This is a genomic window from Microbacterium trichothecenolyticum (assembly GCF_041938625.1).
GTDB lineage: Bacteria > Actinomycetota > Actinomycetes > Actinomycetales > Microbacteriaceae > Microbacterium > Microbacterium trichothecenolyticum_D.
Map to the genome: position 1 here is coordinate 3,749,060 of NZ_CP169427.1, position 26,358 is coordinate 3,775,417.

23 protein-coding genes and 1 tRNA gene are annotated in these 26,358 nt (G+C 68.9%); 9 read left to right on the top strand and 15 right to left on the bottom strand.

Annotated elements, in window-relative coordinates:
• The first annotated feature begins 305 nt into the window (after window positions 1–305).
• Both ACEYYH_RS17550 and ACEYYH_RS17555 read left to right on the top strand, forming a co-directional pair.
• Window positions 306–773: an IS3 family transposase gene (locus tag ACEYYH_RS17550; protein ID WP_374975586.1), complete on the top strand. Its 468-nt coding sequence runs from the start codon at window positions 306–308 to the stop codon at window positions 771–773.
• Window positions 692–1,765 carry a LacI family DNA-binding transcriptional regulator gene (locus ACEYYH_RS17555; RefSeq protein WP_374975587.1) on the top strand — a complete coding sequence of 358 codons (1,074 nt, stop codon included), beginning with the start codon at window positions 692–694 and terminating at the stop codon, window positions 1,763–1,765. The genes ACEYYH_RS17550 and ACEYYH_RS17555 overlap by 82 nt, the downstream gene beginning before the upstream one ends.
• 3 nt (window positions 1,766–1,768) lie before the next feature.
• Here ACEYYH_RS17555 and ACEYYH_RS17560 read toward each other — a convergent pair whose 3' ends face one another.
• Genes ACEYYH_RS17560 through ACEYYH_RS17570 form a run of 3 tightly spaced genes read right to left on the bottom strand, consistent with a single transcriptional unit; the run spans window position 1,769 to window position 5,246 of the window.
• Window positions 1,769–2,893: a Gfo/Idh/MocA family protein gene (locus ACEYYH_RS17560; protein WP_374975588.1), complete on the bottom strand. Its 1,125-nt coding sequence runs from the start codon at window positions 2,891–2,893 to the stop codon at window positions 1,769–1,771.
• Window positions 2,890–3,705: a DUF6807 family protein gene (locus tag ACEYYH_RS17565; RefSeq protein WP_374975589.1), complete on the bottom strand. Its 816-nt coding sequence runs from the start codon at window positions 3,703–3,705 to the stop codon at window positions 2,890–2,892. Before ACEYYH_RS17565 ends, ACEYYH_RS17560 begins: the two co-directional genes overlap by 4 nt.
• On the bottom strand, window positions 3,702–5,246 hold the full coding sequence (locus ACEYYH_RS17570; RefSeq protein WP_374975590.1) for a family 43 glycosylhydrolase: 1,545 nt from the start codon (window positions 5,244–5,246) through the stop codon (window positions 3,702–3,704). Before ACEYYH_RS17570 ends, ACEYYH_RS17565 begins: the two co-directional genes overlap by 4 nt.
• 43 nt (window positions 5,247–5,289) lie before the next feature.
• On the opposite strand from ACEYYH_RS17570, the gene ACEYYH_RS17575 reads away from it, so the two are divergent.
• Window positions 5,290–6,846, top strand: coding sequence for a pectinesterase family protein (locus ACEYYH_RS17575; protein ID WP_374975591.1), 1,557 nt, complete (start codon window positions 5,290–5,292; stop codon window positions 6,844–6,846).
• A 54-nt stretch (window positions 6,847–6,900) separates the two neighbouring features.
• Here ACEYYH_RS17575 and ACEYYH_RS17580 read toward each other — a convergent pair whose 3' ends face one another.
• From ACEYYH_RS17580 to ACEYYH_RS17600, 5 genes are all read right to left on the bottom strand, one after another.
• Window positions 6,901–7,671, bottom strand: a complete 771-nt coding sequence (locus ACEYYH_RS17580; RefSeq protein WP_374975592.1) for a sialate O-acetylesterase — start codon at window positions 7,669–7,671, stop codon at window positions 6,901–6,903.
• Window positions 7,668–9,056, bottom strand: coding sequence for a Gfo/Idh/MocA family protein (locus ACEYYH_RS17585; protein ID WP_374975593.1), 1,389 nt, complete (start codon window positions 9,054–9,056; stop codon window positions 7,668–7,670). The genes ACEYYH_RS17580 and ACEYYH_RS17585 overlap by 4 nt, the downstream gene beginning before the upstream one ends.
• Entirely contained in the window at window positions 9,056–9,967 is a 912-nt protein-coding gene (locus tag ACEYYH_RS17590; protein ID WP_374975594.1) for a carbohydrate ABC transporter permease, read from the bottom strand. The genes ACEYYH_RS17585 and ACEYYH_RS17590 overlap by 1 nt, the downstream gene beginning before the upstream one ends.
• On the bottom strand, window positions 9,960–10,889 hold the full coding sequence (locus ACEYYH_RS17595) for a carbohydrate ABC transporter permease (protein WP_374978253.1): 930 nt from the start codon (window positions 10,887–10,889) through the stop codon (window positions 9,960–9,962). Before ACEYYH_RS17595 ends, ACEYYH_RS17590 begins: the two co-directional genes overlap by 8 nt.
• 97 nt (window positions 10,890–10,986) lie before the next feature.
• On the bottom strand, window positions 10,987–12,294 hold the full coding sequence (locus ACEYYH_RS17600; protein ID WP_374975595.1) for an ABC transporter substrate-binding protein: 1,308 nt from the start codon (window positions 12,292–12,294) through the stop codon (window positions 10,987–10,989).
• Between the two features lie 197 nt (window positions 12,295–12,491).
• Here ACEYYH_RS17600 and ACEYYH_RS17605 point away from each other — a divergent pair, with 197 nt between their 5' ends.
• From ACEYYH_RS17605 to ACEYYH_RS17615, 3 genes are read left to right on the top strand one after another with little or no spacing between them, the layout of a single operon-like run.
• Window positions 12,492–13,235: an alpha/beta fold hydrolase gene (locus tag ACEYYH_RS17605; protein WP_374975596.1), complete on the top strand. Its 744-nt coding sequence runs from the start codon at window positions 12,492–12,494 to the stop codon at window positions 13,233–13,235.
• On the top strand, window positions 13,232–15,589 hold the full coding sequence (locus tag ACEYYH_RS17610; protein WP_374975597.1) for a glycoside hydrolase N-terminal domain-containing protein: 2,358 nt from the start codon (window positions 13,232–13,234) through the stop codon (window positions 15,587–15,589). The genes ACEYYH_RS17605 and ACEYYH_RS17610 overlap by 4 nt, the downstream gene beginning before the upstream one ends.
• Window positions 15,586–16,755, top strand: a complete 1,170-nt coding sequence (locus ACEYYH_RS17615) for a hypothetical protein (RefSeq protein ID WP_374975598.1) — start codon at window positions 15,586–15,588, stop codon at window positions 16,753–16,755. The genes ACEYYH_RS17610 and ACEYYH_RS17615 overlap by 4 nt, the downstream gene beginning before the upstream one ends.
• A gap of 466 nt (window positions 16,756–17,221) precedes the next feature.
• Here ACEYYH_RS17615 and ACEYYH_RS17620 read toward each other — a convergent pair whose 3' ends face one another.
• Together ACEYYH_RS17620 and ACEYYH_RS17625 are read right to left on the bottom strand one after the other, a co-directional pair.
• Complete coding sequence (locus tag ACEYYH_RS17620) at window positions 17,222–18,898, bottom strand: thiamine pyrophosphate-binding protein (RefSeq protein WP_374975599.1); 1,677 nt, start codon at window positions 18,896–18,898, stop codon at window positions 17,222–17,224.
• A gap of 160 nt (window positions 18,899–19,058) precedes the next feature.
• A complete protein-coding gene (locus ACEYYH_RS17625; protein ID WP_374975600.1) occupies window positions 19,059–19,961 on the bottom strand; it encodes a Glu/Leu/Phe/Val dehydrogenase dimerization domain-containing protein in 903 nt (300 codons plus the stop codon).
• A 58-nt stretch (window positions 19,962–20,019) separates the two neighbouring features.
• Between ACEYYH_RS17625 and ACEYYH_RS17630 the strand changes: the two genes are divergently transcribed.
• A complete protein-coding gene (locus ACEYYH_RS17630) occupies window positions 20,020–20,799 on the top strand; it encodes a tyrosine-type recombinase/integrase (RefSeq protein ID WP_374975601.1) in 780 nt (259 codons plus the stop codon).
• A 298-nt stretch (window positions 20,800–21,097) separates the two neighbouring features.
• Here the strand turns inward: ACEYYH_RS17630 and ACEYYH_RS17635 are convergent.
• The 3 genes from ACEYYH_RS17635 to ACEYYH_RS17645 form a co-directional block, all read right to left on the bottom strand.
• Window positions 21,098–21,170, bottom strand: a tRNA-Arg gene (locus tag ACEYYH_RS17635).
• Between the two features lie 112 nt (window positions 21,171–21,282).
• A complete protein-coding gene (locus tag ACEYYH_RS17640) occupies window positions 21,283–21,612 on the bottom strand; it encodes an MmcQ/YjbR family DNA-binding protein (RefSeq protein WP_374975602.1) in 330 nt (109 codons plus the stop codon).
• 95 nt (window positions 21,613–21,707) lie between these two features.
• Entirely contained in the window at window positions 21,708–22,337 is a 630-nt protein-coding gene (locus ACEYYH_RS17645) for an asparagine synthase (RefSeq protein ID WP_374975603.1), read from the bottom strand.
• A 101-nt stretch (window positions 22,338–22,438) separates the two neighbouring features.
• Here ACEYYH_RS17645 and ACEYYH_RS17650 point away from each other — a divergent pair, with 101 nt between their 5' ends.
• Window positions 22,439–23,287 carry an SDR family NAD(P)-dependent oxidoreductase gene (locus ACEYYH_RS17650; protein ID WP_374975604.1) on the top strand — a complete coding sequence of 283 codons (849 nt, stop codon included), beginning with the start codon at window positions 22,439–22,441 and terminating at the stop codon, window positions 23,285–23,287.
• Between the two features lie 193 nt (window positions 23,288–23,480).
• Window positions 23,481–23,669: a hypothetical protein gene (locus ACEYYH_RS17655; protein WP_374975605.1), complete on the top strand. Its 189-nt coding sequence runs from the start codon at window positions 23,481–23,483 to the stop codon at window positions 23,667–23,669.
• A 69-nt stretch (window positions 23,670–23,738) separates the two neighbouring features.
• Here the strand turns inward: ACEYYH_RS17655 and ACEYYH_RS17660 are convergent, their stop codons facing one another.
• Both ACEYYH_RS17660 and araA read right to left on the bottom strand, forming a co-directional pair.
• Window positions 23,739–24,683 carry an aldose 1-epimerase family protein gene (locus ACEYYH_RS17660; protein WP_374975606.1) on the bottom strand — a complete coding sequence of 315 codons (945 nt, stop codon included), beginning with the start codon at window positions 24,681–24,683 and terminating at the stop codon, window positions 23,739–23,741.
• A gap of 150 nt (window positions 24,684–24,833) precedes the next feature.
• Complete coding sequence (gene araA, locus ACEYYH_RS17665) at window positions 24,834–26,345, bottom strand: L-arabinose isomerase (RefSeq protein ID WP_374975607.1); 1,512 nt, start codon at window positions 26,343–26,345, stop codon at window positions 24,834–24,836.
• Between the last annotated feature and the right edge of the window lie 13 nt (window positions 26,346–26,358).

Consider the following 26,358-nt stretch of genomic DNA (forward strand, 5'->3'; position numbering starts at 1 on the left):
GCATACCGGGGTGTCGGGGCATAGCCCTGGCACCCCACTACGTCTCATTGAAGAGCTGCGTGTCGTCCAGGTAAAGCACCCTGACGCATCAGCGACGGGGTGGTTCAAGTGAAAATGGCTTGCGCTTCGAGGACCGAGCAGTTCCCTCTGCCATGAGGCGGATGATTGAGTTTCTTCGCGATCCGGCCGAGTGGACGATGCCGGATGTGGTCGTCGACGAGCGCTACACTCCAGGTCGACACGGCCCCATGTGGTCCGGACCTACCGCACTCCGCACCCGGCACCCCGCGCACTCCTCTGGGTTCATGGTGAGCGACCGGAGCGTGCAGTCTCGAGCGGTTCGCTACACGAAACGGCTCGCGGAACCCGGCGCGGTCGCCTCGGTCGGCTCCCGTGGCGACAGCTACGACAACGCCCTCGCGGGGGCCCTCAACTCGCTCTTCAAGGCCGAGCTTGTCCGCCACCGCGGATCCTGGCGATCCATCGACGACCTCGAGCCCGCGGTCGCCGAGTACATCGATTGGTTCAACCAGCGCCGGCTGGACTTCGCGATCAGGTTGATCCCTCGCGTCGAGGCCGAGCAGAAACACAAAGGTTCACACCAGCCGCCCGTCGCAAAACCGAACGGGTCAACGCGAGCCGCCAGTAGACCCCGGGCGCAACAGAGACCGGTTACCCATAAGATTCTGGGATGGTTTACACCGCTCCCAACGACGCTGCTGAAGGCGGCGGCAAGAAGCTCACGCCGCCGCGCCGTCGGCGCGCGGTCTTAGCGACGAAGCGCGCCGTGACCATCACCGACGTCGCTGCCGCCGCGGGCGTCTCACGGGCGACGGTATCCCGAGTGGTGAATAACCTGCAGACCGTCGATCCGGCGATCGCTGAGAAAGTTCAGCGGGTGATCGCTGAATTGGACTACAAGCCGAGCGGTACTGCGCGATCGCTCTCCCTTGGTATCACCCAGACGGTCGCGATGATCGTGCCGAATCTCGGCAATCCGGTGTTCCAGCAGGTGCTGCGCGGCGTGACCATCGCCGCCGCCCGCGACGGATTCCGTGTACTCGTGGCCGACTCGCAGGAGGACATCGAGAATGAGGAGTCGATCGCGCGCGATGTCCGCCGCTATTGCGATGCGGTGATCCTCTGCTCTCCCCGGTTGGACGGGGACCGGCTGGTCGACCTGCTCCACGCCGTCTCACCCGCCGCGGTGATCAACCGCAGTAGCCAGAGCGGCACGGTGCCCGCGGTCACCGTCGACTACGCGGGCGGCGTGCGGGAGCTCGTCGACCACCTCCTCGGTCTCGGGCACCGCCGGTTCGCGTATCTCGCCGGGCCGCCCCGCAGCGCGTCGAATGTCCAGCGGATCGAGACGCTGCAGCGCCTGGCCGCCGAGCGGGACCTCACGGTCGAGTTCATCCCGTGCGGCCACACGATGGATGACGGCTTCCGCGCGTGGGACGACCTCCAGACCCGCGCCGCCACCGCCGTGCTCACCTTTAACGACATCGTGGCGCTCGGCCTGCTCGGCCGGCTCGCAGAGGAGGGTGTGCCCGTTCCCGAGAGATTATCGGTGGCTGGGTTCGACGGCATCCAGGCCAGCCGCTTCTCGTCGCCTCCGTTGACGACGATGGCATTCGACCACGTCGCGATGGGCGAGTCAGCGTGGGCCGCACTGCGTGAGGAGATGACCGGCACGTCGCGTCACGGGGACCTGATCATTCCACCGGTCCTCGTGCCGCGGCGCAGCACGGGATCGATGAGCTGAGACTCACGCCCAGGGCAGTCCCAGCTCCCGGAAGGTCCGCTCCGAACGGACCGCCTCGTGCAGCGCGGCCTCGACGCCTCTGACCACCCGGTGGGCACCGCGATCGTCTTCCGTGTCGTACCAGTGGTCGGCGGAGATGGGGCGCGGATCGGGAGCGGCCATCACACCGTCGAGCAGGCGCATGAACCCGCCGGTCGCGGCGAGCGGCGCGAGGATCTCGCCGCCGTCGCGCCGCGCGGCAAGGAGGTCGTCCAGGAGCGAGACGCGATCGAAGCGCGATGTGAAGGGCGGGGCTTCGGCGTCTGACTGATGCTGCACGACGTCGATCGCGTAGTAGAACCGCAGTCGGCCGCGATCGCCCACGATCTCGACGTACGGCTCCTCGCGCCGCGCGGCGCAGAGCGTCACCGCGGTGGTCAGACGACGGTCGTCGGCCAGAGTCAGGCGGGCGACCGACGTGTCATCGGCGGCGATCTCGTTGGCGCGATGCAGATCGAGCTCGACCCGCTCGACATCCGAATCGTCCGTCGCGCCCGCGACGGCGAGGGCGGTCGCGGTGGCATGCGCCAGCGGGTTCGTCAGCACGCCGTCGGCGACCACCCGCCCGTCTAGCTCGCGGCGCCCGGCCCATGCCGATCGCGTCCAGTACGCGCTGTCGCGCACCCAGCCCGCCGAGGCGCCGTATCGCTGCACCTCACCGACGGCGCCGTCCGCGACGAGCGCGCGCAGGGCCGGCAGCGCGGTGGAGCCGAGGCTCTGGAATCCGACCTGCACGCGTGCACCCGACCGCGCGGCGAGCGCGCGCAGCTGATCGAACTCGGACATCGTCGCCGTCGGCGGCTTCTCGAGCAGTACATCGGCGCCGGCCTCGATCGAAGCCTCGGCGATCCACGCGTGTGTGTGGATGGGCGTGCTCACGATGACGACGTCGAGGTCTCCGGGCTCCAGCATCGCGCCGACGTCCGTCATCTGCCGGACGTCTGCCGGCAGCTCGCCGTGACCGGCCGGCACCGTGTCGGCGACGGCCGCCAGCACCATCCGGCCTTCGCGCTGACCGCGCAGCACGGTGTGGACGTGCGATCGCCCGTGGCCGTGGATCCCGACGATCCCGATGCGTGGGATGCTCACCCTTCCTCAACCTCCCACGCGCGCAGGCGCTCAGCCGCCGCTGCGAGGTCGGCATCCGCGAGGGTGCCGTCGAGCACCGCGATCCGCAGCTCGAGCGCAAGCGCGGAGCCCGGATGCAGCACGCGCCGCTGTGCGGCGGCCACGGCCGGCCCGAAGCCGACGTAGCCTTCGGTGCGCACGAACCAGGGGAATCCCGGCGGCGTCCGGGCGATGAGCGTGGCGTGATCCGAGACGAGCGCGAGCCACGGCGAACTGGAGCCGTGTGCCCGTTCGTCTCCCGCACCGTCGGCGCACACGGCACGCGCCCGCCTGAAGGGCGTGCGCCAGAAGAGTCCGCCGTAGAACGCGCCGTCGCGGCCGTTGGTCTGTGGGCTGCCGAATGTGACCTCGCTCTCCGCTTCCAGGACCGATCTCCAGTTCAGCGCCCACCCGCGCTCGAACGCGCCGATGCGCAGCACGCGGCGCTCGGTGAGCAGGGACTCCCCCGTCCGATCGAGCCACGTCACTCGCTCGGCGACGCCGTCTGCGGTCGCCTTGCGCTCGTCGAGGCGCTGCACGCCGTGGTTGTCGAGCAGCTGGGATCCCGCTTCTCTCACGTACGTGCGGCCTCCCCAGAAGCTCGTGCCGTTCACGTCCGGGAGCGCCGCGCTCACGCCGTAGTGATGGGCGTGGTCGGAGGTGTGCCGGTCGGTGACGACCACGCCGGCGCGCGTCCGGGCGAGCAGGTAGGGCCGCGGCGAGAGCTGCGCCGCCATGTCAGTGCCGTCGTGGTATTCCGCCACACCGTCGGGCCCGAGAAGCACCGCGCTCATGCGCGCAGCTCCGGCACGCGGTCGCGGAGCACGACGCTCCAGTCGGAGAAGGAGGCCCGACCGGACTCGCCGCCGATCGGCGCAGCCGCGAAGAGGCCGAGTTCGGCGCCGATCCACTGGCCCGCCGTCGCCTGATGGCCCTCGTGGACCACGCGCTGCTCCCCCGGCTCGCCCACCGAGACGGTGAGCCTGCCCGTCTCGTCGGACGAGATGCCTACGCAGGCGCCGGCGCCGTTCAGCGCTTCGTCGTGCACCACGGTCTCGCTGAGGCCAGCTTCGATGCGGGTGGCGACGACCAGCCGCGGACCGCCGTCCGTCATCCGCACCCCGACCCACAGGTAGCCGCGTCCGAGGACGGTGATCCCCGCGCGAGCTCCGACCGGACCGTCGAGCGCGATGCGGACCGCGGCGTCGCACACGATGCCGGGCAACGGCTGACCGAGCACCTGCGGCAGCGTGCGCAGGCTGCCGGTGTCGTTCGCGACCGCGCGAAGGACGAGCCGACCGGGCCCACCCTCCTCGATCCAGTCCTCCCGCGGCTTTGCCTGCCAGGCCCACTGCGGACCGGGTCGTCCTTCGGCGAACTCGTCGGCGGTCTCCAGTGAGCGTCGGCGCTGCGTCGCCCCCAGCGGTGAGGGGTACTCGATCACGGGCTCGGCCGCTCCGCCGTCCACAGCACGGCCCATCACGGGCCAGCCGTCGTCGCCCCAGCCCATCGGCTGCAGATGCAGCACCCGGCCGAAGACGCCGCGGTCCTGGAAGTGCAGGAACCAGTCGCGCCCGTCGGCCGTCTGCACCCACGCGCCCTGGTGCGGGCCGTTCACCGGCGTCTCGCCCTGGGCGAGCACGATCCGCTCCTCGTACGGGCCCCATGGGCCTCGCGACCGGAACACGGACTGCCATCCGTCGGCGACACCGCCGGCCGGTGCGAAGATCCAGTACCAGTCGTTCCGCTTGTAGAACTTCGGCCCCTCCAGGGTGCGGTAGCCGGGGAGCGCATCGCCGTCGATGACGTCGACACCGGCGCCGAGCGCGGTCGTCAGGCCAGTGTCCACCGGCACGACCGTGACGAGGTTCTTCCGCCCCGCACGGCTGGCTGCCCAGCCGTGCACCAGATAGGCGTTGCCGTCGTCGTCCCAAAGGGGGCACGGGTCGATGAGTCCCAGTCCCGCGAGGAGGGTGCGGGGCGCACTCCAGGGGCCCGCGGGATCCTCGGCGCTCGTCACGAGGATGCCCTGATCCGGGTCGGGGTAGACGACGTGGAAGACGCCGTCGTGATGACGGATGCTGGGTGCCCACACTCCGCCGCCGTGACGGGGAAGCGCGAACCACTCACCGACGTGCGCGGCCGGCAGCGCGTGACCGATCAGTTCCCAGTTCACCAGGTCGCTCGAGGCGTGGATGGGAAGACCGGGCGTGCGGTTGAAGCTCGAGCACACCAGATAGAAGGTGTCGCCGACGCGGATCGCGTCTGGGTCGGGAACGTCCGCGTCGACGATCGGATTGCGGTAGAGGGGGACATCGTTCGGCAGTGAAGTCATCGTGGAGTTCATCCTACGGGAAACCGGTTACTAGACTCCTCTCATGACCAGAATCGCTCGAGTCGGCGACGACGCCGCCCTTCTCCCGAGCCTCGCTCTCGCGCTGTCCGATCCCGACGTCGTCGAGATCGTGGTCCAGCCCGGACGCTACGTCGAGCACGTGGTGATCGCACCGCGTGCGGCTCCGCTGATGATCCGGTCGGCGACGGGAGACGCACGCGACGTGACGATCAGCTTCGGGCTGCGCCAGGGTGACCGCGACCTCACGGGCATGGAGTTCGTGCAGGATTGCGCGACGCTGACCGTCGACGCCGACGACGTGACACTCGAGTCGCTCACGATCGAGAACTCGTTCGACAAGCGGGCGAACCCCGAGCTGCCCAACGTCCAGGCGCTGGCGCTGCGCACGCGCGGCGACCGGTTCACGGCGAACCGATGCCGTTTCCTGGGGCAGCAGGACACGGTGCTGCTCGACGCGCCCAGCTACGCCGCGGTGCGGCATGCGCACCTGCGCGACTGCGAGATCGAGGGAGACGTTGACTTCGTCTATGGGCGCGCGACCGCGCTCATCGAGGGGGGCGTGGTCCGCAGCGTCGGACGCGGGTACATCGCCGCCCCCAGCACGGCGAGGGAGAATCCCCGGGGATTCCTGTTCTGGAACGTCGACGTGGTCGGCGACCTCGAGCCGGGGTCCGTGCGCCTCGGTCGTCCGTGGCATCCCGGCGGCAAGCCCGACGCCATCGGTCAGGCGCTCTTCGCGCACTGCCGGCTGGGCGCCCACATCTCGCCCGAACCGTGGGAGGAGATGGGCGGGTTCGCCTGGCAGGACGCCCGCTTCGCCGAGTTCGGCAACTCCGGTCCGGGCGCCGGCGGCGGGCCCGACCGCCCGCACCTCGACGCGGCCCCCGACCGGGCGTCGTGGCTGGAGGGGTGGACGCCGGCGCCGGTCTCACCGGATCCGCGGATCGTCGTCGTCTCCGACTCCACCGCGAGCGAGTACGAGCTCGACCGTGCTCCGCGCACGGGCTGGGCGCAGCGCCTCGCCGCGCACACCGGCCGGGACGTGCGGAACCTCGCGGTCTCGGGTGCCAGCACCCGCAGCTTCATCGAGATCGGAGCCCTCGATGAGGCTCTGGAGCTGCTGCGGCCGGGCGACCTTCTCCTCGTCGGCTTCGGTCACAACGATCCCAAGCCCGATGATCGCTTCAGCGACGTCTTCACGGAGTTCGAGGCGAATCTGCGACGCTATCTCGTCGGCGCACGCGCGCGCGGCGCGCGGCCGGTGCTGCTCACCCCGGTCGAGCGACGACTGTTCGACGGCGAACGCGCCCGCTCGACGCACGGCGGGTATCCGCAGCGCGTCCGGGATCTCGCCTGCGTCGAACGGGTGCCGCTGATCGACCTCACCGTCGCGACGCGCGCCGAGTGGCAGGAGTGCGGGCCGGAAGCGAGCAAGCGGATGTTCCTGTGGCTCGAGCCCGGAGCGTGGCCGGGCTATCCGGCCGGCGCGCAGGACGACACGCATCTCTCTATGGAGGGAGCCGACCTCGTGGCAGGCCTCGTCGCCGCTGGGCTGCGCAGCGAGGGACTGATCGGATGACGAGAGCGCCGCAGCATCCGGGTCCGGATGCTGCGGCGCTCTGTTCGCGCGGCGTCAGTGAGCGACGAGCTCGCGGTAGGCCGCGAAGTAGTTCGCGCCTAGGATGCGCTGACCCGCGGCCGTAAGGTGCGTCGTCTCGTCGTTCACGTGACCGAACCCCGGAGCCTCGGCGTATCCGGTGTTGGGTACGCGCGAGGGCGTGCGACGGAGCGCGTCTGCGACCCCCTGATGGTTCGGGTAGGCCCGGCGCCGCTCGGCCGGAAGCTGTCCGACAAGGAAGGGCGCGTCGGCGGCCTCGGGAAGCCGCTCCCTCAGGGACGCGATCAGCTCATCGAGGTCGGCCGCGTACTCCTGCTCGGTGCGGCCCCCGTCGGTCTCCCCCTGGTGCCATACGACGGCGTCGATCACGGCATCGGGGCCTGCGGCAGACAGCGCCGCGCGGGCCTGCGTCACCGTCGCCTCGAACAGGTTCGGAGCCCCTTCTTTGATGAAGCCGACCTTCCACACGCCCGGATAGCTGGTGTGGCTGCGCATCCCCGTTCCGCCCATCGTGACGGGGACAATCAGGATGACGTCGTCGGCCGGCAGCGTCTCCAGCAGCAGCGCGGCAAAGGGCCCGCCGGGCCCGAGCCCGCCGGGCGGGTGCCCGCCGATCGGCGCCAGCGGCTCTCGGGCATGGACGATGCGCCCCGCGTCCGGTCCCGAGCCAGGGAACGTGAGGATGCGCGGGTCGCGCGCGTCCAGGCCGTCCGGCTCGTAGTCGGTGTTCGACCCGTTCGCATTGGACTGCCCCAGGACGAGCACGAGGTGGTGCCGACCGGTCACGCGATCGCCCCCGCCCGGGCCGCATCCGCCTCGGTGAGCGGCAGGCCGTAGTCGGCGATGCGCACCGCTCCCCCGGTCCGCAGGGACTCGTTCGCGGCGACGCCCACGATCACACTGCGGATCCCGTCGAGGTAGCCGGCCTGCCGGTGGAGCGGATCGGCGCCCGGTCCGCGGAAGACATCATCGAGCAGCATCCGGTCCCCGCCGCCGTGCGACCCAGTTCCCTCGGGGATCGGGACGACTTCGGGGACTCCCCAGAGCCGCTGCAGCACCAGGCGCGAGCCGTGCGGCCGCAGCGCTTCGGTGGCTGCCGTCTCCTCGTGCTGTGCGCTCGGATCGACCACTGGCGCCGCCTTGCCGTTGGGACCGAGGCCGCTCGTGGTGCGCTCCGCAGAGACGGCGCCACGCTCGACGACCTCGAGTTCGATGCGACCCTCCGTGCCGGTGATGGCTACCCGATAGCCCTCCCACGGGGCGTGGGCGACCAGCGAATACGACATCGACGGTCCGCCGCGGTAGCCAACCGAAACCGTCACGTTGTCCTCGATTGTGATGCCGTCCGAGAACACGTCCCGGTCGCGGTGGTAGCCGTCGAGGTCCTCAGCTTCGAGGAAGAGCGCCGAGAGCTTGTCGTCAGCGGCGAGATCGAGAGCGAAGGGGTCGTCTCGGCCGACCAGCTCGCGGCCGAGTTCCGCGCGCTCGCCGAGGCCGCGCCGACGGGCGTTCTCGGGACCGTAGAAGCGGAGACCGCCGAGTGCGAAGACGACCTCTGGGGTGTCGTCGATCCACCAGTTGACGAGGTCGAAGTGATGCGTCGACTTGTGCACGAGCAGACCGCCCGATTTTGCCTTCTCCCGGTGCCAGCGACGGAAGTAGTCGGCGCCGTGGACGGTGTCGAGGTTCCACTCGAAGTGCACCGACGTGACCTGGCCGATCCGTCCGTCGGCGATCAGCTCTCGCACGAGCGTGTTGCGGGGCGAATAGCGGTAGTTGAAGGTGACGATCAGCCGGCCGCTCGAGCGCTCGGCGGCATCGACGATGGCCGCGAGGCTCGCCGCGTCGATCGTCATCGGTTTTTCGCAGACGACGTCGAGCCCGCGCTCAAGCCCGGCGATGATGTACTCCGCGTGGGTGAAGTCGGGTGAGGTCACGACGAGAACGTCGGGACGGGTCTGCGCGAACATGTCGTCGAGCCGGTCCGGGGTGAAGTGCGGCACAGGGACGGTCACCCCCAGCTCGGCCGCGACCCCGTCGTAGTAGGTCATGCGCACGTCGTTGGTGTCGACGAACGCGACCACCTGTCCCAGGTCGGCGTGCGTCGTCAGGAGGGCCTGGAGGTACATCTCGGACCGGCCGCCCGTGCCCACGATGGTGTAGCGCCGCATCATTTCATTCCCGTCGTCGCGATGCCGTTGATGAGGTAGCGCTGGCCGATGAAGAAGAACGCCACGACCGGCACCAGTGAGACGACCGACATCGCGAACATCGGCCCCCAGGCACTGGCGCCCGTCGAGGACACGAACTCCTTGAGGGCCAGCGGGACGGTGAATAGCTTCGGGTCGGTGAGGTACAGCAGCGGCCCGAAGAAGTCCCCCCAGCTGGCGATGAACGTGAATATCGCGACCGTGGCCATGGCGGGAGTGGTGAGCGGCAGGATCACGCTCCAGTAGGTGCGGAACGCGCCGGCGCCGTCGATCTTCGCCGCCTCCTGAAGCTCCATCGGAAGGTTCCGCATGAACTGCACCAGCAGGAAGATGAAGAATGCGTTGGTCGCGAAGAACGCCGGGATCGTCAGCGGCAGGTAGGTGTTCAGCCAGCCCAGCTTCGAGAAGATGATGTACTGCGGGATCAGGACGACCTGCCCGGGCAGCAGCATCGTGCCCATCATCAGGGCGAACATGAGGCGCTTGCCCTTGAAGCGCAGGCGCGAGAACGCGTACGCAGCCATCGAGCACGACAGCATGTTGCCGAGGATCGTGAGACCGGCGATGAGGAGCGAGTTGCCGAGGTACACGTGGAACGGCTGGCTGAGTGCGGTCCATCCTTCGGCGTAGTTGTTCAGCGCCCACTCGGACGGAATCAGACCGGTGTCGGTGAACACCTGCGTGCTGGGCTTGACCGAAGCCGACAGCATCCACAGCAGCGGGTAGATCATGACGATGCCGAGGCCGACCAGCACGACATGGCGCGTGAACCGGGTTGCCGGCGTGCCGGCGATCTCTTCCTTGTAGCCGCCGGTGCTGACGCGCGAGGTGAGGCCGCGCAGTCCGGAGCGGATCGTTGTGGTGTCAGTCATCGTAGAAAACCCAATACTTCGAGATGAAGAAGTTGACGGCGGTGAACAGCGCGATGACGAGGAACATCACCCACGCCATCGCGGACGCGTAGCCCATGTCGAACCGCTGGAAGCCCTGCTGATACAGGTAGAGGTTGTAGAACAAGGTCGAGTCCGCCGGGCCTCCGCTTCCGCCGCTGAAGACGTATCCCTGCGTGAACACCTGCAGCGAGCCGATGAGACCGAGGATCAGGTTGAAGAAAATCACCGGGCTGAGCAGTGGAAGAGTCACCGCCCGGAACTGCCGCCACGGGCTTGCCCCGTCGATGGACGCCGCCTCGTAGTAGCTGCGTGGGATCTGACGGAGCCCGGCCAGGAAGATGACCATCGCGCCGCCGAAGCCCCAGATGCTCAGGGTGACGAGCGTGACGAGAGCCCAATCCGGGTCGGTCACCCACCCGGGGCCCGCGATGCCGAAGAAGCCGAGCACCTTATTGATCACACCGTCGTAGCCGAAGAGGGCACGCCACAGCATCACGACCGCCACGCTGCCCCCGATCAGCGAGGGCAGATAGAAGACGGAGCGGTAGATCGGCAGGCCGCGGACGCCGCGGTTCAGCAGCAGTGCGACGCCGAGAGCCGCGGCCATCCCGATGGGCACGGCGAAGAACGTGTAGACCAGCGTCACCCGGGTGGCCGTCGCGATCTTGGGGTCGGAGAAGAAGGTGGCGAAGTTGTCCAGACCGATGAACTTCGGCGCCTGCAGCAGGTTGTAGTCGGTGAACGCCAGCCACAGCGACACCCCGAACGGGATGAGCGTGAACAGCATGCCGATGATCCACGGCAGCAGGAAAAGATAGGCCGAGCGGGTGTCGTCGAGGCGGCTGCGGCGTCGGCGACGCCGCAACCGCTCGGCGGGGTCGGCCTCCTCAAAGAGGTCCATGGTGCCCAATCCGGCACGGACGAGAGTGGGTGCGCTCACGTGTCAGCTCCTTCGCTGGGTGGGATGCCCGGGCCTGCGCCCCGGGCATCCCTATTGCTCATTCGGCGAGCAGGGCGTCCGAGTCGGCGATGAACTTCTGCGCCGCCTCTTCGGGCGAGATGCGCCCGAACGAAAGCTCGGTCATGATCGCCGTCAGGTTGGCGGTCACCTCCCCCGCGTTGGCGGGGTCCGGGATGTTAGGCGCGAGGTTCTCCTGCGACAGGTCGGTGACGAAGCTCACGAACTGCTCCTCAGACGGTGTGAGGTCGGCGGCGACCTGCTCGGCTACCTCGGCGTTGATCGGCACGCCCAGGAACGTTCCGCGCGCGTCGTAGGACGCCGGGTCGTTCGTCAGGAACTCGACGAGCTTCGCGGTCTCCTCGGGGTGCTTGGTGGTCGCCGGGGACGTCCACAGCAGGGTCGGCGTGACCGCCATGCCGGGCTGCTCGAACTCCGTCTCGCCCGGGTAGCGGAGCAGCTTGACGTTGTCGTCTCCCAGCACGTTGGCGTTGCTGGGGAGCGTGTTGGCGGGGATCACGGTGGTCGCGATCAGCTCTCGCCCGAACGGCGACTGCTCAGCCGACTGTGCACCGGTCTGGTCCTGCGTCTCCGGCGGGGCGAAGGCCTGCGTCTCGATCAGCTCTTGCGTCAGCTCGAACCAGTCGAGCGCCGTCTCTTCGGTGATGCCGAGTGTGCCGTCCTCGTTGAAGAGATTCTCGCCGTGCTGGCGAGCGAACGCCGAGATCGTCGGTGGCCACGACATGTCGATGAACGAGCCGTAGGTGGCGCCGCCGGATGCCTCGGTGACCGACTGGGCCCACTCCGAGAAGTCCTCCCACGACCAGGTGGCGTCGTCGGGCAGGTCGACGCCCAGCTCGTCGATGACGCCGGTGTTGGCGACGATCGCCGCGGCCGTCGAACCGGTCGGGATGGAGAACACTTTCCCGTCCTCCGACGTGCTGCCGGCCACCAGGTTCTGATCCATCGCGTCGAAATCGATGATGTCCGCGTACTCGGCGTAGTCCAGCAGCGCGTCGCGTGACGTGTATTCGCCGATCCACCCGCCGACCATGAAGAAGACATCCGGCGGACTTCCGGCGGCGAACTTGGTGTTGAGCTTGTCCTGGTAGCTGCCGACGTCGGAGTACTCGAGGTTGACCGTGACGCCGGGATTCTCCTTCTCGAAGGCGGCGAGCACCTCCTCATACATCTTGGCCTCGTCCGAGTTCGCCCATGCCATGAGCGTGAGCGTGACGTCGCCGTCGGCGCCTCCGGCGTCCGAGCCGGCGCAACCCGCGAGCACGATGGCACTAACGGATGCTGCGGCGACGACGCCGAGGACGCGGCGCGTGCGTTGAGTCTTCATTGACTTCCCCTCCTGTGGAGAATGTGATTGCCTTGCGATAGTAACCGGTTTCTCGGGAACCCGTGCGGCCATGTTACGACCGATCGATCAATCGGGGAAGCGTTTTCTACGAATTTGTTGCGCGCGACGATTTATCGCAGCGGTGATGCTAACTTCTCGGAGGACTCCCCGAACCTGAGATTCCGAAAGGACCGGCGATGCTACCCGACCACCTCCCCTTCACCGCGGCCGGCGACCTCGTGCGTTGGGTGCACATCCCGGGCCGCGGCGACCCCGTGGTTTTCCTACACGGACTCGGCTGCCACGCTGGCTCGTCATGGGGCGACATCGCGGTGCGGCTCGGCCGACCGGCGTACCTGATCGATCTGCCCGGGCACGGACGCAGCGACCGCCCGACCGAGTTCGACTACTCTCTGCCCGCAATGGCGGCGGTGATGGCGATTGTCATCGAGCACCTCGCCGCGGGGCCGGTGGACGTCGTGTCGCACAGCGTGGGCGGATCGATCGCCATCGTGCTGGCCGACGCCCGCCCCGAACTGGTCCGCCACTCGGTGCTGGTCGAGCCGGCCATCGACCCGGTGCCCATCGAGCCGGGTTCCATCGCGCACTACTCCGACGCGGAGATCCTCGCCGGCGGGTGGGAGGACGTGCTGGCGGCCGAGCTCGACTGGCGCCGCTGCGACATGAGGCTGGCCGATCCGTTGGCGATCGTACGGTTGGCACGGCACCTGAGCGACGCCATGGGAGACAGCGTTCATGCTCGGCTGCGCGACACGACGGTGCCGACCACTCTGGTGCGCGGCGACCTGCGCGACTACGCCCGCCTGAACGAGTACGTGCAGGAGGGGATCGCCGACGTCCGCATCGCCGACGCGCAGCACTTCGTGATGCATGACCAGCCTGAGGCGTTCGTCGGCGTCCTGAGAGCGGCGCTGTCGTGACGCACCGGCTCGTCGCCCACACTCCGGCCGCGCGCTGGACGGAAGCGTGGCCACTCGGAAATGGTCGCCTCGGCGCCATGGCCTTCGGCGATCCGCGGCGCTCTCGATACCAGATCAACGACGACACCTGCTGGACCGGCTCCCCGGCGACCGCCCATGGAGACCTGACCCGGAACACCATCGACGGGCCGGCCTCCCTCGCACGCATCCGAGCCGCGCTCCGCGCCGGTGACGTCGCAGCCGCGACGGCGGCTGAGCAGGAACTGCAGCTCGGCTGGAGCCAGGCCTACCAACCACTGGCCGACATCTGGATCGACGTTGCCAGCCCGACCGATGAAGTTCCGCCGGATTCGTTCGAGCGCAGTCTGGATCTGGCCACCGCGACGAGCACCGTCGCATGGAGTACTCCCGAGGGAGCGTTCCGCGAGCGAGCATGGGCGAGCGCTCCGGACGGCGTCCTCGTGATCGAGCGGACCGTCGAATGCGGGGCGGCCCTGTCCGGTCGCGTCGGCCTGACGAGCCCACACCAGCACGTCACGGCCGAGACCGGCGAACTCACCGGGACGCTGACGGTGCGGATGCCGTCCGACCTGCTCCGCGACGGGCCCACCAAGACGGAACGCTCCGTGACCGACGAGGCGGCGGGCGCAGCGGTCACCGCCGTCATCGCGGTTCGATTAGAGCACGACGGCCTCGCAGACGAAGCGTTGTCGTTCACCGACGCGCGCAGCATCCGCGTCATCGTCACGACCTCGACTGACTTCGCGGGCGCCCGAGTGCAACCCCATGGCGACATCGCCCAGTTGCACGCTGAAGCAGCCGAGCGATGCACAACGGCACTACGCCTTGGGGACATGCTGCACGCGCGGCACGTCGCGGACCACCGCGCCCTCTACGACCGGATGAGCCTCGAGCTGGGCTCCCCTTGCGACGGCGACGCAACGACGCGGGATCTTCTCACCCGTGCCGCCAATGGGGATGATCGAGCCCTTGCCTCCACGGTGTTCGCATACGGCCGCTACCTGACAATCGCCGGTTCACGGCCGGGCAGTCGGCCACTCAACCTTCAGGGCATCTGGAACGACAAGCTTCTGCCGCCCTGGCGCGGGAACTACACGACCAACATCAACCTCGAGATGAACTACTGGCCGACCGAGGCCGTGAACCTCGCGGAGTGCCACGAGCCCCTGCTCGACTGGCTCGAGGATCTGGCTGCCAACGGCGCCATCACCGCGCGCGAACTGTACGGAGCCGCCGGATGGACGGCCCACCACAACTCCGACGTCTGGGCGTTCTCGGTGCCCGTCGGCGACGGCGCGTTCGACCCCGTGTGGTCGATGTGGCCAATGGGCGGCGTTTGGCTGTGCCGTCACCTCTGGGAGCGCTGGATGTTCTCGCAAGACGTCGCGGAGTTGCGTGACCGCAGCTGGCCGCTGCTGCACGGCGCCGCTGCCTTCGCGCTGGATTGGCTGGTGGAGCTGGACGACGGTTCTTTGGGCACGATGCCGTCCACGTCGCCTGAGAATCATTTCATCCGCGGCTCCAGGACGACAGGTTTGACCGTGTCGACGACGTCCGACTTGGCGATGATCCGCGACCTGCTGAGCAATCTCACCGCTGCCGCCGAAGTGCTGGAGATCGACGATGCGGTGGTCAACGCAGCGGCCTCTGCTCTCTCGCGCCTGCCTCGGGAACACGTCACCGCTGAGGGCCTCCTCGGCGAGTGGTACGACGACGCCACCGATGCCGAACCGCACCACCGTCATCAGTCCCATCTGTACGGTGTGCTTCCGGGCGACGCGCTGACGCCCTGGCGGGACGTCGACCTCTGCCGCGCCGCGGCACGCAGCCTCGACGCACGGGGACGCGAGACCACGGGCTGGTCGTTGGCCTGGCGCGTCGGCCTCCGCACGCGGCTTCGCGATGCAGCGGGCGCACATGCTGCGCTGCGCGATTTCCTCGCACCGGTCCAAGACCCCGACAATCCGGGTCCCTCTGGCCAGGCGGGCCTCTACGGGAATCTGTTCTGCGCCCATCCCCCTTTCCAGATCGACGGCAACTTCGGTGTCACCGCGGCGATACTCGAGATGATCGTGCAATCTCACGGCGGGCGGATCAGCATCCTCCCCGCGCTGCCAACGGAATGGGCGAGCGGGCGCGTGCGCGGCGTGCGGGTGCGCGGCGGAGCTGAGATCGACCTGGAGTGGACCGAGGGCGAACCGGTGGCGTTGATGCTCCGAGGCCGGCCCGGCAGTACGCACGTCGTCGAGGTAGCGGGCGAGCTCAGCACCCTGACCATCGGCCCCGACGGCGAGCTGGCGGTGCCCCTCCCCGTGCGAAGCGGCCGACGATGACGGATGCTGCAACCGGCGACGCCGCGCGCGAGCCCGCCGATCTGGCAGGCCTGGAAAGACTTCGTTCGCGACTGGATCCGGCGTTCCCGTCCCGGCCACGCGAGCAGATCCCCGCGGCGCTTCGCTCGGTGCTCGGCGTGCCGAATCCTCCCGCCGACGCGAAGACGGAATCGGTCGATGAGTGGACTTCCGACGGAGTCGACGGCACGTCTCTGACCTGGGACGCCGGCTACGGCCCGCGCACGGAGGGTTGGCTGCTGCGCCCCGCCGGAGAGCGCACACCGCTGCCGGGCGTGCTCGCTCTGCATTGTCACGGCGGCAAGCGGTGGTTCGGGAAGGAGAAGATCGCCGATCGGGACACGCCGCCAGCGGCATCCGTCGCGGCGTTCCGTGACGAGTGTTATGAGGGTCGGGCGATCGCGAACGACCTTGCCCGAGCGGGCTATGCCGTGCTGGTGCACGACGCTTTCAGCTGGGGCAGCAGACGATTGTCGATCGACCAGATGTCGTGGCGGGCCCGCCGGATGGCGCAACTCGAGGTCGAGGAGCAGCGACGCCGCGGCGTGGACCTAGACGAGGTGGCCGTGTACGACATTCACGCCGGCGCGAACGAGGACTCACTGGCCAAGACGCTCGGCCTCATCGGCACGTCGTGGGGAGGCGTGGTGGCATGCGACGACATCGTCGCTGCCGGTGTGCTCGCCGCCGACCCTGCGACACAAGCCGGCGGCGTCAGCGTGATCGGGTTCTCCGGCGGCGGCGCGCGCGCGGGTATCCTCGGGGCTCTCTCGCCGGACGTGCGCGGGGTCGGCATCGTCTCGATGATGTCGACGTTCGAGGCGAACCTCGACGGCCATGTGCAGACTCATACGTGGATGCTCCACAATCCCGGCATGGCGCGCATCGCTGAGTGGCCCGACATCGCCGCTGCGCGCGCTCCGCGACCGTTGTTCGTGGGCTTCACCTCTCGCGACTCGCTGTTCTCTGCGGAGGGAATGCAGGCATCGGACCAGGCGATCGCACGCCGCTACGCCGAGTCCGGAGCCGCGACGGCATACCGCGCAGAGTGGGCGGACGCTCCGCATTCCTTCCCTCTTGAGATGCAGCGGAGTTGCATCTCCTGGCTCGACGACATCAGTGCTTTTTCGCGAGCGGTGCATGGGTGAGATCAGCGTTGGGTCGAACGTGCCTAGCCGCGGAACTCGGCCACCGCGGTGTCACTTCGCCAGACCGCAACGTCGATGAGCAGGTCGAATCCCCATTGGACGCTCGTCCGCGCACATGCCGGGAGCTCATCGCCTCGCCAACAGGGTGCGATGAGGGTGATCTGTGCGGTCGAGCAAGCGCTGCGGCGCGCGGCCTGCCCGGCGGACCGACGCGACAGCAACTCGGGCACGAGTGCGGGGCCAGACCGGGCGCCTGCCCTAAGGTCTCGGAAAGGTAAGAGGACGCGAGGTCGGCAGGCAATCGCGCAGGTCGCCGTGCGCTGTGCCTGGTCGCGCGTGCGACGCGGCAATCGAGGGCAGGTGCGCACCACGCCGTGGAAGACGTCCGGGAAGGTGAGAGCCCGCGCCATCCCCGCGCGGGCTCTCGGCTGGCCCGGAGTCACTCGAAGCCAGCGGTCTCAGAAGTTCATGCGTATTTGATCGCGGGTCGCGCGTTCAGATGATGAACGATCTCCCGTTGGTGGGGCGCGACCACGCGCGCAGAGATGCGGACATCGAGCAGGAGGAACGGGCGGTCCTCGGGATTCATGAGTGACCAGTCTTGGAGGGCTTTCAGGTCGTCCAGGGACTCGACGACCACGCCGTGCGCACCTACAGCTCGAGCGAGGCCCGCGAAGTCAACCTCGGGAATGAGCATGGGCGTTTCGGACAGGCCGAGGAGGCCGTAGAGGTTCACCTCCGCACCGTATGCCCCGTCGTTCCACACGATCGCGAGACCGCGTCCTCCCGCGACCCGTACGGCCGATTCGAGGTCGGCGAGGGCCATGAGTCCGCCGCCATCCCCGGTCGTGAGGACGACGGTCGCGTCGGGTTTGGCGAGCGCGGCGCCGGGGACGGAGGGGAATCCGAAGCCGATCGACTGGTAAGCGGTGCCGACCATGACCATGCGCTCCGGCGATGCGACGGGCCAGTACATGTTGGCCCAGCCGATGAAGTGCCCACCGTCCGAGACGACGACGCGGTTCGCGGGTAGGTGTTCGGCGATCCCCCGCGCGACCGCCCGAGGGTCGAGCCGGCCGTCGGGTGCGTACTCGTCGGCGTCTTCGCGTTCACACAAATGCTCGACGTCCACCGAGCCGCGCCATCCGCCGTGGGCGTGGTCGAGACGCTGAACCTGGTCAGCCAGGAGTCCGGCGACTAGTCTCGCGTCTCCCTGGATGTACGCCCCGACGTGGGGGTGGGTCGCAGCCGGACGGATGTCGACCTGAGCGACGTATGTGCCGGGTGCGAACCGCCCGCCGAACCTCATCGTGAACTGGTTCAGGGATGCGCCGAACACCACCACGACGTCGGCCTGACGGACCAGCCGCATGGCCTTCTCAGCGCCGAACCCCCCGACGACGCCCAGGTCGTTCGTCGAGTCCGGGAAGATGCTGCGCGCCAGTGCCGTCGTGGCGGTGAGAGCTCCGACGCTTGCGGCGAGCCGTCCGAGCTGATCGGCTGCTCCTGCCAGAAAGGCACCGCGCCCGGCGATGACGAGCGGCCGCTCCGCTTCGGCGAGTCGTCCGGCGAGTGAGTAGAGGTTGTCCTCGGAGAACCGGTCTGCCAGCGCGACCGGCACCGGCAGTTCAGGCCTCGTCGAACCCGGAACCGCGCCGGCCTCCGATCTGGCCACGTCGTACGGTATCGCGAGCACAGTCGGCACCCGATACTTCATGGCGTGCTCCACCGCGATGACCGTCGTGGCGGCGGCATCCGTCCGTCGTACTGTGTACGTGCGAGCGCCGCATGCGGCCGCCAGCGCGATCTGGTCAACGTCCCAAGCCCGGGGACCCGACGTGGGTTCGTCCCCGACCACAAGCACGAGCGGAATCTGGGCCTGCGTCGCTTCGGCGAGGGCCGTAAGGGTGTTGGTGAACCCGGCGCCGTAGGTGGTGGTGGCCGCCGCGAGGGACCCCGACACCCGGTAGTGGGCGTCGGCGGCGACGACCGCGCCGGCTTCGTGGCGCAGCGCCGTATACGTGGCGCGAGTTTCGCGCTCAAGGGCGTCGAGGAAGTAGGCGTTGCCGTTCCCCATGACGCCGAATACGTGATCGACGTGCTGAGCGAGGGTGATCGCGACGTGCGCGGAGACGCTGGCCATGGGTGCCTCTCTGGTCAGGACTGAGTTGTCGGCGGCAGCTGGATCGCGGACGCATCCTCTGCCGGCGTCGGGGCGTTCGTGTCGACAGCTGTCGTCGCCGGTGTGGATGCGACCAGTGCAGCCCGCTTCGCGGAGGTGCGGCTCCAGATGAGGGCGGCGATCAGAAGGATGCCGATCCAGATCGGGAGCGCGATGGCCCCCGTGACGAAGTCAGGGTTGATGACCATGAGCACCACGAGCAGGGCGAAGTATCCGAGGCAGATGTAGTTCGCCCACGGGTGGAATAGGGAGCGGTACGCGGTCCTCTCGCCTGCAGCGTCCTTGCGTCGACGGAAGCGTTCAGCTGGTTGTTCGCCGGCCCGAACAGATAACGACAGCGCAGCCGCTCGATCACCGACTCGTCGATGATGCCGCCGATCGCGGCCGGCGCCAGGATGTCCACGTCCAGCCCCAGCACCTCATCCACCGCGACCTCACGGGCGCCGGGATGCTGGGCGAGGAACCGGGCGACGCGTTCCTTGTCGACGTCGGCCACGAGTAGATCCTGCGTCTCGGAGTAGATGTGCTCCGCCAGGTACCAGCCGACAGCGCCGAGCCCCATCACCGCGGCGCTCTTACCGGTGAGAGAGTCCGTGCTCTCGCGGAACCGAACGGCCTCCTTCAGCGCGAGGTACGTGCCGTAGGCGGTGGGTCGCCCGCTCTCCCCCAGCGGTGAACTCGGGCCGTTGGTGAACTGGGCGGAGAAGTGCTCGTTGATGACGTCAGCCATCTCGGTCGGGAAGTTCATGTCCGGACCGGTCATGGTCCGGCACCGGTCGAGCGCGAAGGCGAGAAATCCGAGCGCCTCCAGGTCCGCAACGTCGAGGGGCTCCATCTGCACGGTGGTCTTGCTTCCACCGAAGTCCAGGCCGGCAGCGATGTTCTTGAAGCTCATCGCACGGCTGAGATTGAGGCCATCGACGAGAACGGCGAACTCTTCCTCCTCGAGGGGATGGCGTCGGATTCCGCCGGCGAGGATGGCATGGCGCTTGTTGAGGATCCCTTGGCGCCGGCTCAGTGCCATCTTCGCCCGCGGCGTCGGACCCGCCTCCGTTGCCGGCGCGCACCGCACCCTGTCCGCGATGCTCGGCTACGCCGTCGAGAACGGGATGATCAACCGCAACGTCGCGGAGGCCGTCGACCTGCCGAAGCAAGCGCCCGCCGCGCGAGACTCGCTCACCCGACATGAGGCCGCGGCACTCATCGCCCTCGGAGACCCGAGGTGGAATCTCCCCCTCCTCTCCGGAGCACGCGACGGCGAGATGCGCGGTCTTCGACACAACGATCTCGACCTGGACCACAACCTCGCCCACGTGTCCTGGAACCTCGTCGAGGTCACCTCGCTGCACGGCTGCGGCGGAACCTGCGGCTTCAAGGTCGCAGGACGATGCCCGCAGCGGATCCTCGAGATCGCCCCCAGCCTCGAATACGAGCTACTCGAAGGCCGCTGGGCGCTCGTCCGCCCCAAGTCCTACAAGCCGCGGGTAGCACCGCTCACGCCCGAGGTTTCCGCAGCACTGCGGACGCACATCGAGAAGAACAGCGACCCGAACCCCCACCACCTGGTGTGGCATCGACCTACCGGCAGGCCGCTCACGAATGAGGACAGCAACACCGCGTTCCGATCGGCGCTTGCCGCTGCCGGGATCAAGCGACCCGCAACCACGCACTGGCTCCGCCACACCTACACGACCATGGCCGAACACGCGGGCATCCCGTGGGTCGTGTACGCCGGCATCTCCGGCCACGGGTCCGAGGACATCTCCCGGAAGTACACACACCAGCTCGAGCAAGAAGCGCGCGCCGGCATCGCAACACTCGCCAGCTACCTGAACCCGCCCCGGCCCGACACTCGCAGCTGAATCACCCGCGGCACACCACCGTTGTGGGCGAAGGCGCCTGTGCCTTCGTGGCAGATCCCGCGGGCTCCGGCAAGCCAAGCGTCAGAGATGTCCTGATGCAGAACTGTCCGGCATGTCCTGAGACATCCCGCGCTGGCGGTTCCCGCAGCCTCGATCTAGTGCACACATAGGTGCACACATACGTGTGGTGTGCTGTGACGCCATGTGGCGTCGTCGCCACTCGCGCCGATACCCGCAAGAAACAAGAAAAGCGCCGGTAAACCGGCGCTTTTCTCAAGGTTACTGTCTCAACACAGTGCGCGCCCGAAGGGACTCGAACCCCTAACCTTCTGATCCGTAGTCAGATGCTCTATCCATTGAGCTACGGGCGCACGTTGCTCGCTCTCGCGCACAACGTCGTCAAGAATACCTGACGGACGCGCGCCGCGCGAATCGGCGGACGGATGCTGGATTCCCGGGCGTGTCCGCACGCACCGGGCTCTCCTATCCGCCGTCGAGAGCGCGCAGCTGCCGTTGCAGCGCGACCTGCCGGTAGGAGGTGTCGATGAGCTCGGCGAGGAGCTCCCAGTCACCGGCATCCGGTTCCACGCGCAGCGCAAGCCAGCCGTACGCCCCCTCGTAGGCCGGCACGAAGACGTCGTCGCGCTGGAGAAGCACTGGACGCTCCAGGTCGTCGGGGATGAACTCGACCGCGCCGATGTCGTCGTGGGCGGCGCCGACGATCGCGAACTGGCGCTTGCCCGCGCGGAACGTGGAACGCCCGTGCGCGAGGACTTCGGTGGCCTCGGGGTACGGCAGGCAGATCTTACGCACCCGCCTGGTAAGCGGGTGATCCACGGGGAAACGCATCGGATGCGGTGCGGCATCGTCGACCACGGGTCGAGGCTACGCCTCACGCGCGGACGCTGTCAGGAGTCGAGCTCGCTGACGTCGATGCCGGAGATACGGGGCGAGTGTGCCGCGGGCTCGGCCGGGGGCGCAGCATCCGTCTCCGGATCGTCGTGATGGCGCTTGTGCGCCGCGAGGCGCGGGAGGTCGACGAGGCGGATCGACTGCATGCGAGCGGCGCGCATGCGGTCGTAGTCGGGGTCGAGTTCGGGGCGCATGCCCTCGACCCGCAGGCGGCGCTGCAGGTTCGACTCGACGTCGCCCCATGCGGCGTCACGGGACTGCTCGATGAACGTCCGCACCACGTGCGGGTCGTCGGCCATGCGCCGGAGGGCGGTCGCCACGCCCGCGTACTGCCGGCCGCGCCGGCGAAGGTTTCGGGTGTCGCGGTCGCGATAGTCGTGCGTGCCGTCGGGGTCGGTGAACTTGCCCCACGCCTTCTTGCGCTGACGTTTGACGAGTGCGGCGGCCTGCTCCTGCTCGTCAGCGAGGCCGAGGAGCGTCTCGCGCGCGAACGGCGTGAAGGCGACCACGTCGAACGGCTCGTCGTGCGCGATCGTCTCGACGAGGATGCGGTTGCGGATCGCCAGGCGCGCCGCAGCGGACGCGATGGACACCCCTTCGGCAATCGCCTCTGCGGTCTTGCCCATCGAACCTCCCCTCAAAGGCTAGCGTCCGTCGGGCCCTCCCGAGTCAGCGAGAATCGTATGCGCGGCTCGTCGACGGCGACGGCCGGACCGAGAGGCATCACATGGCGAAGCGGCCACCCCTGGACGTGCGCGGGCGCACCACCGTCATCACCGGCGCCGCCGCGGGCATAGGGGCCGACGTCGCCCGGCAGCTCGCCGCGCGAGGGGCGCGCATCGCCCTCCTCGACCGCAACGCCGACGGGCTCGCCGCAGTGGCCGCGACCCTCGAGGGCACGGGGCACACCACGCACGTGATCGACCTCACCGATGACGACGCCGTGACTGTCGTCGTGGCGGAGGTCGAGGCATCCCATTCCCGCATCCAGGCGCTCGTGACGTGCGCCGGCTCGTCGATGCTCGGCGACATCGACCAGGTCACGATGGCCGAGATGCGCTGGCTCATGGATGTGAACCTGTGGGGCACCGTGAACGTCACGCGGGCGCTGCTGCCGGCGCTGCGGCGCGAGCCGGCGGCGCACATCACTCACCTGGTGTCGATCTACGGCCTCGCGGCACCGGCCGGGCGCATCCCCTATGCGATGAGCAAGTTCGCGGTGCGCGGCTTCACCGAGTCGCTTCGGCACGAGCTCGAACGCTCGACGATCACCGTCGGCGCGGTCTACCCCGCGGGGGTGAAGACCGGCATCATCCTGCACGGCAGGTACGCCGCGGCGATCGACCCGGCGGTCGCGCAGCGCGCGGCCGCGGCGCAGGCCAAGATGTACCACACCGAGCCCGCCGACGCGGCGGCGCGCATCGTCGAGGCGACGGTCCGCCGGCGTCCGCGCACGATGATCGGCCGCGATGCGCGCCTCGTCGACGTGCTCGCACGCGTCACGCCGACGCACTACTGGGCACCGATGCGGCGCCCGCTCCGCGACGCGATCGACACCACGACACCGGTGCGCTGACGCCGCGGGGCCACGCGCACCCACCCCTGCCACCCTGCACGCCCATCCTCGGGCCCACCGCTCCGCCCCGGGGCGGCAGCATCCGTTCGTGCGCGTATCAAGTGATACGCACCGAATCAACCCCCTGCACCACCCGAACCCTCGCGCGTACCGTCGGTGTCATCCCTCATGAGAGGAGAGATCGATGGGATTCATGGACGACGCGAAGGAGACGGCCAAGGCCGTCGGCGAGAAGATCCAGGACGCGTGGGAAGACACCACCGATCGAGTCGGGGACAAGGTCGACGAGATGAAGGCTGACGCCGAAGTCAAGAAGGCCGAAGCGGAGCGCGACTCGGTGAAAACGCGCAACGAGATCAAGGAAGACCTGCGGGACACCTGATCCGCAGAACGATGAAAGCGGAGCCGACCGGGGGGCCGGCTCCGCTTTCCCTGTCCTGGCGCGGAAGACTCAGTCGATCGCGGCGATGCGCCAGGAAGCGGTGACGGATGCCTCGGGCTCGATGACGATGAGACCCGCGTCGTAGCCGTACGACCCGGCGTTGAACGCATCGGGTGCGCATGTCATGGGCTCGACGGCGAGGCCGAGGCGGCTCTGCGCGGCGTCGGGCTTGTCGGCCGTGTGGATCTGGACCCACGGGCACGTGGCATCCCACGACATCTCGACGCCCGAGCCCGCGGGATCCGTCACGCGCACGGTGGCGGTGCCATCGGCATCGCGGATCAGGCCGGAGTACGCGTGGTCGATCTCGGCGGCGCCGATCGCGCGCGGCGAGCGGAAGTCGAAGCGCTGCGGGTCATCGGCGTCGACCGCCACGAGATCCGTCGGGATGAGGCGGTCGGGGGTGACGGCGAGCACCTGGGCGGCGGGCAGCTCGAGCGTCCAGCCGTCGACACGGCCGTCGCCGGCGACGAGGTACGGGTGCGGGCCGGTGCCCCACGGGGCGGGCTCGTCGCTCTCGTTGTGCGCCGTCACCGACTGCGTGAGCCCGTCGGGCCCGAGGGAGAAGGTCGTCGTGACGACCAGGCGCCACGGGAAGAACGTCTGCGGCTGGATGACGGCCGCGAGGGTCACGTGGTCGGGGCCCTTGTCGATCGCCTCGAAGTCGAGCCACGTCGCGAGGCCGTGCAGGGCGTGCGAGCGCGCGGGCTCGGTGAGCGGCAGCTGGAAGTCGCGGCCGCCGAACGAATAGCGCCCGTCGACCACGCGGTTCGGCCAGGGGGCGAGGGTCGCGCCGCGGTGCGCCGGGCGTACCTCGTCGGCCTCGAACGGCACGACGAGGTCGCGGCCGCGATAGGTGAGCGAGCGGAGCGTCGCGCCGACGCTCGCCACGACGGCTTCGTAGTCGCCGGCGCGCAGGGCGTGCTGAATTCCGGATGCGGGGGGACGTGCCATGTGAGGCTCCTTGCGGATCGGGGATGCCGCCACCCAGAGTAGCGGCGAGGCTCAGGGCGCCTCGAACCCAGGGATTCGCGCTGAGACCGAGGGCGACGCCCCCGGGTTCGCGCGGAATCCCCGGTCTCGTCGAGACCGGGGATTCCGGGGTCAGAAGCCCTGGGCGAGGCGGTAGTACGCCTGGTTCCAGCGGAGCTCCCGCTGGAACCCGCGCACCGTGGTGTCGTCGTCGATCACGACGAGCTCAGTGGCGGCGATGTCGGCGAAGTCGCGGAACACGTCGATGCCGACCGCGGTCGTCATCACGGTGTGGTGGGCGGCGCCGGCGGCGAGCCAGCAGGCGGCGCTCGTCGCGAAGTCGGGCGCGGGCTTCCACACCGCGCGGCCGACGGGCAGCTTCGGCAGGTCGGGGGCGTCGACGTTCTCGACGACGTTGGCGACGAGGCGGAAGCGATCGCGCATGTCGCTCATCGCGACGACGAGCGCGGGGCCGGGGTCGGCCGTGAAGACGAGGCGCACCGGGTCCTCCTTGCCGCCGATGCCGAGCGCGTGCACCTCGAGACGCGGCCTGGCGCTCGTCAGCGACGGCGACACCTCGAGCATGTGCGCGCCGAGGATCCGCTCGCTGCCCGGCACGAGGTCGTAGGTGTAGTCCTCCATGAGGCTCGCGCCGCCGGGGAGACCGGCACCCATCACGTTCGCGACGCGCACCAGGATCGCCGTCTTCCAGTCGCCCTCGGCGCCGAAGCCGTAGCCCTCGGCCATGAGCCGCTGCACCGCGAGGCCCGGCAGCTGCTTCAGCGCGCCGAGGTCCTCGAACGAGGTGGTGAAGGCGCCGAAGCCGCCCTCCTCGAGGAACGAGCGCAGGCCGAGCTCGATCGCCGCACCGTCCCGCAGCGACTGGTGGCGGTCACCGCCGGGAAGCAGCTCTTCCGCGACGTCGTACTCGCCGAGGTAGACCTCGACCAGCGCGTCGACGTCTTCCTCGGAGGCGGCCCCGACCGCGGCGACGAGCTCGTTCACGCCCCACGTGTTGACCTGCACGCCGAACCGCAGCTCGGCCTCGGTCTTGTCGCCCTCGGTCACGGCGACGTAGCGCATGTTGTCGCCGAAGCGCGCGAGCTTGAGCGAGCGCGAGGCGGCCCAGCCGGCGGCCGCGCGCTGCCAGTCCTCGACCTGCTGCAGCACCGCGGGGTTCGACACGTGACCGACGACCGTCTTGCGCGCGACGCCGAGGCGGGTCTGGATGTATCCGAACTCACGGTCGCCGTGCGCGGCCTGGTTGAGGTTCATGAAGTCGAAGTCGATGTCAGCCCACGGCAGCTCGACGTTCGCCTGCGTGTGCAGGTGCAGCAGCGGCTTCTGCAGCGCGTCGAGGCCCGCGATCCACATCTTCGCCGGGCTGAACGTGTGCATCCACGCGACGACGCCGATGACCTCGTCGCGGGCGTTCACGTCGAGCGCGAGGCGGCGGATCGAGTCGGAGTCCTTGAGGACGGGCTTCCACACGACCTTCACCGGGAGGCCGGCGAGACCCTCGGCGACGGCCCGGGACTGCTCGGCGACCTGGCGCAGGGTCTCTTCGCCGTACAGCGTCTGGCTGCCGGTGACGAACCAGATCTCATAGGCGTCGAGCGTGGTGGACAGGGGCGTGCGGGTCATCGTGGGTCCTTCG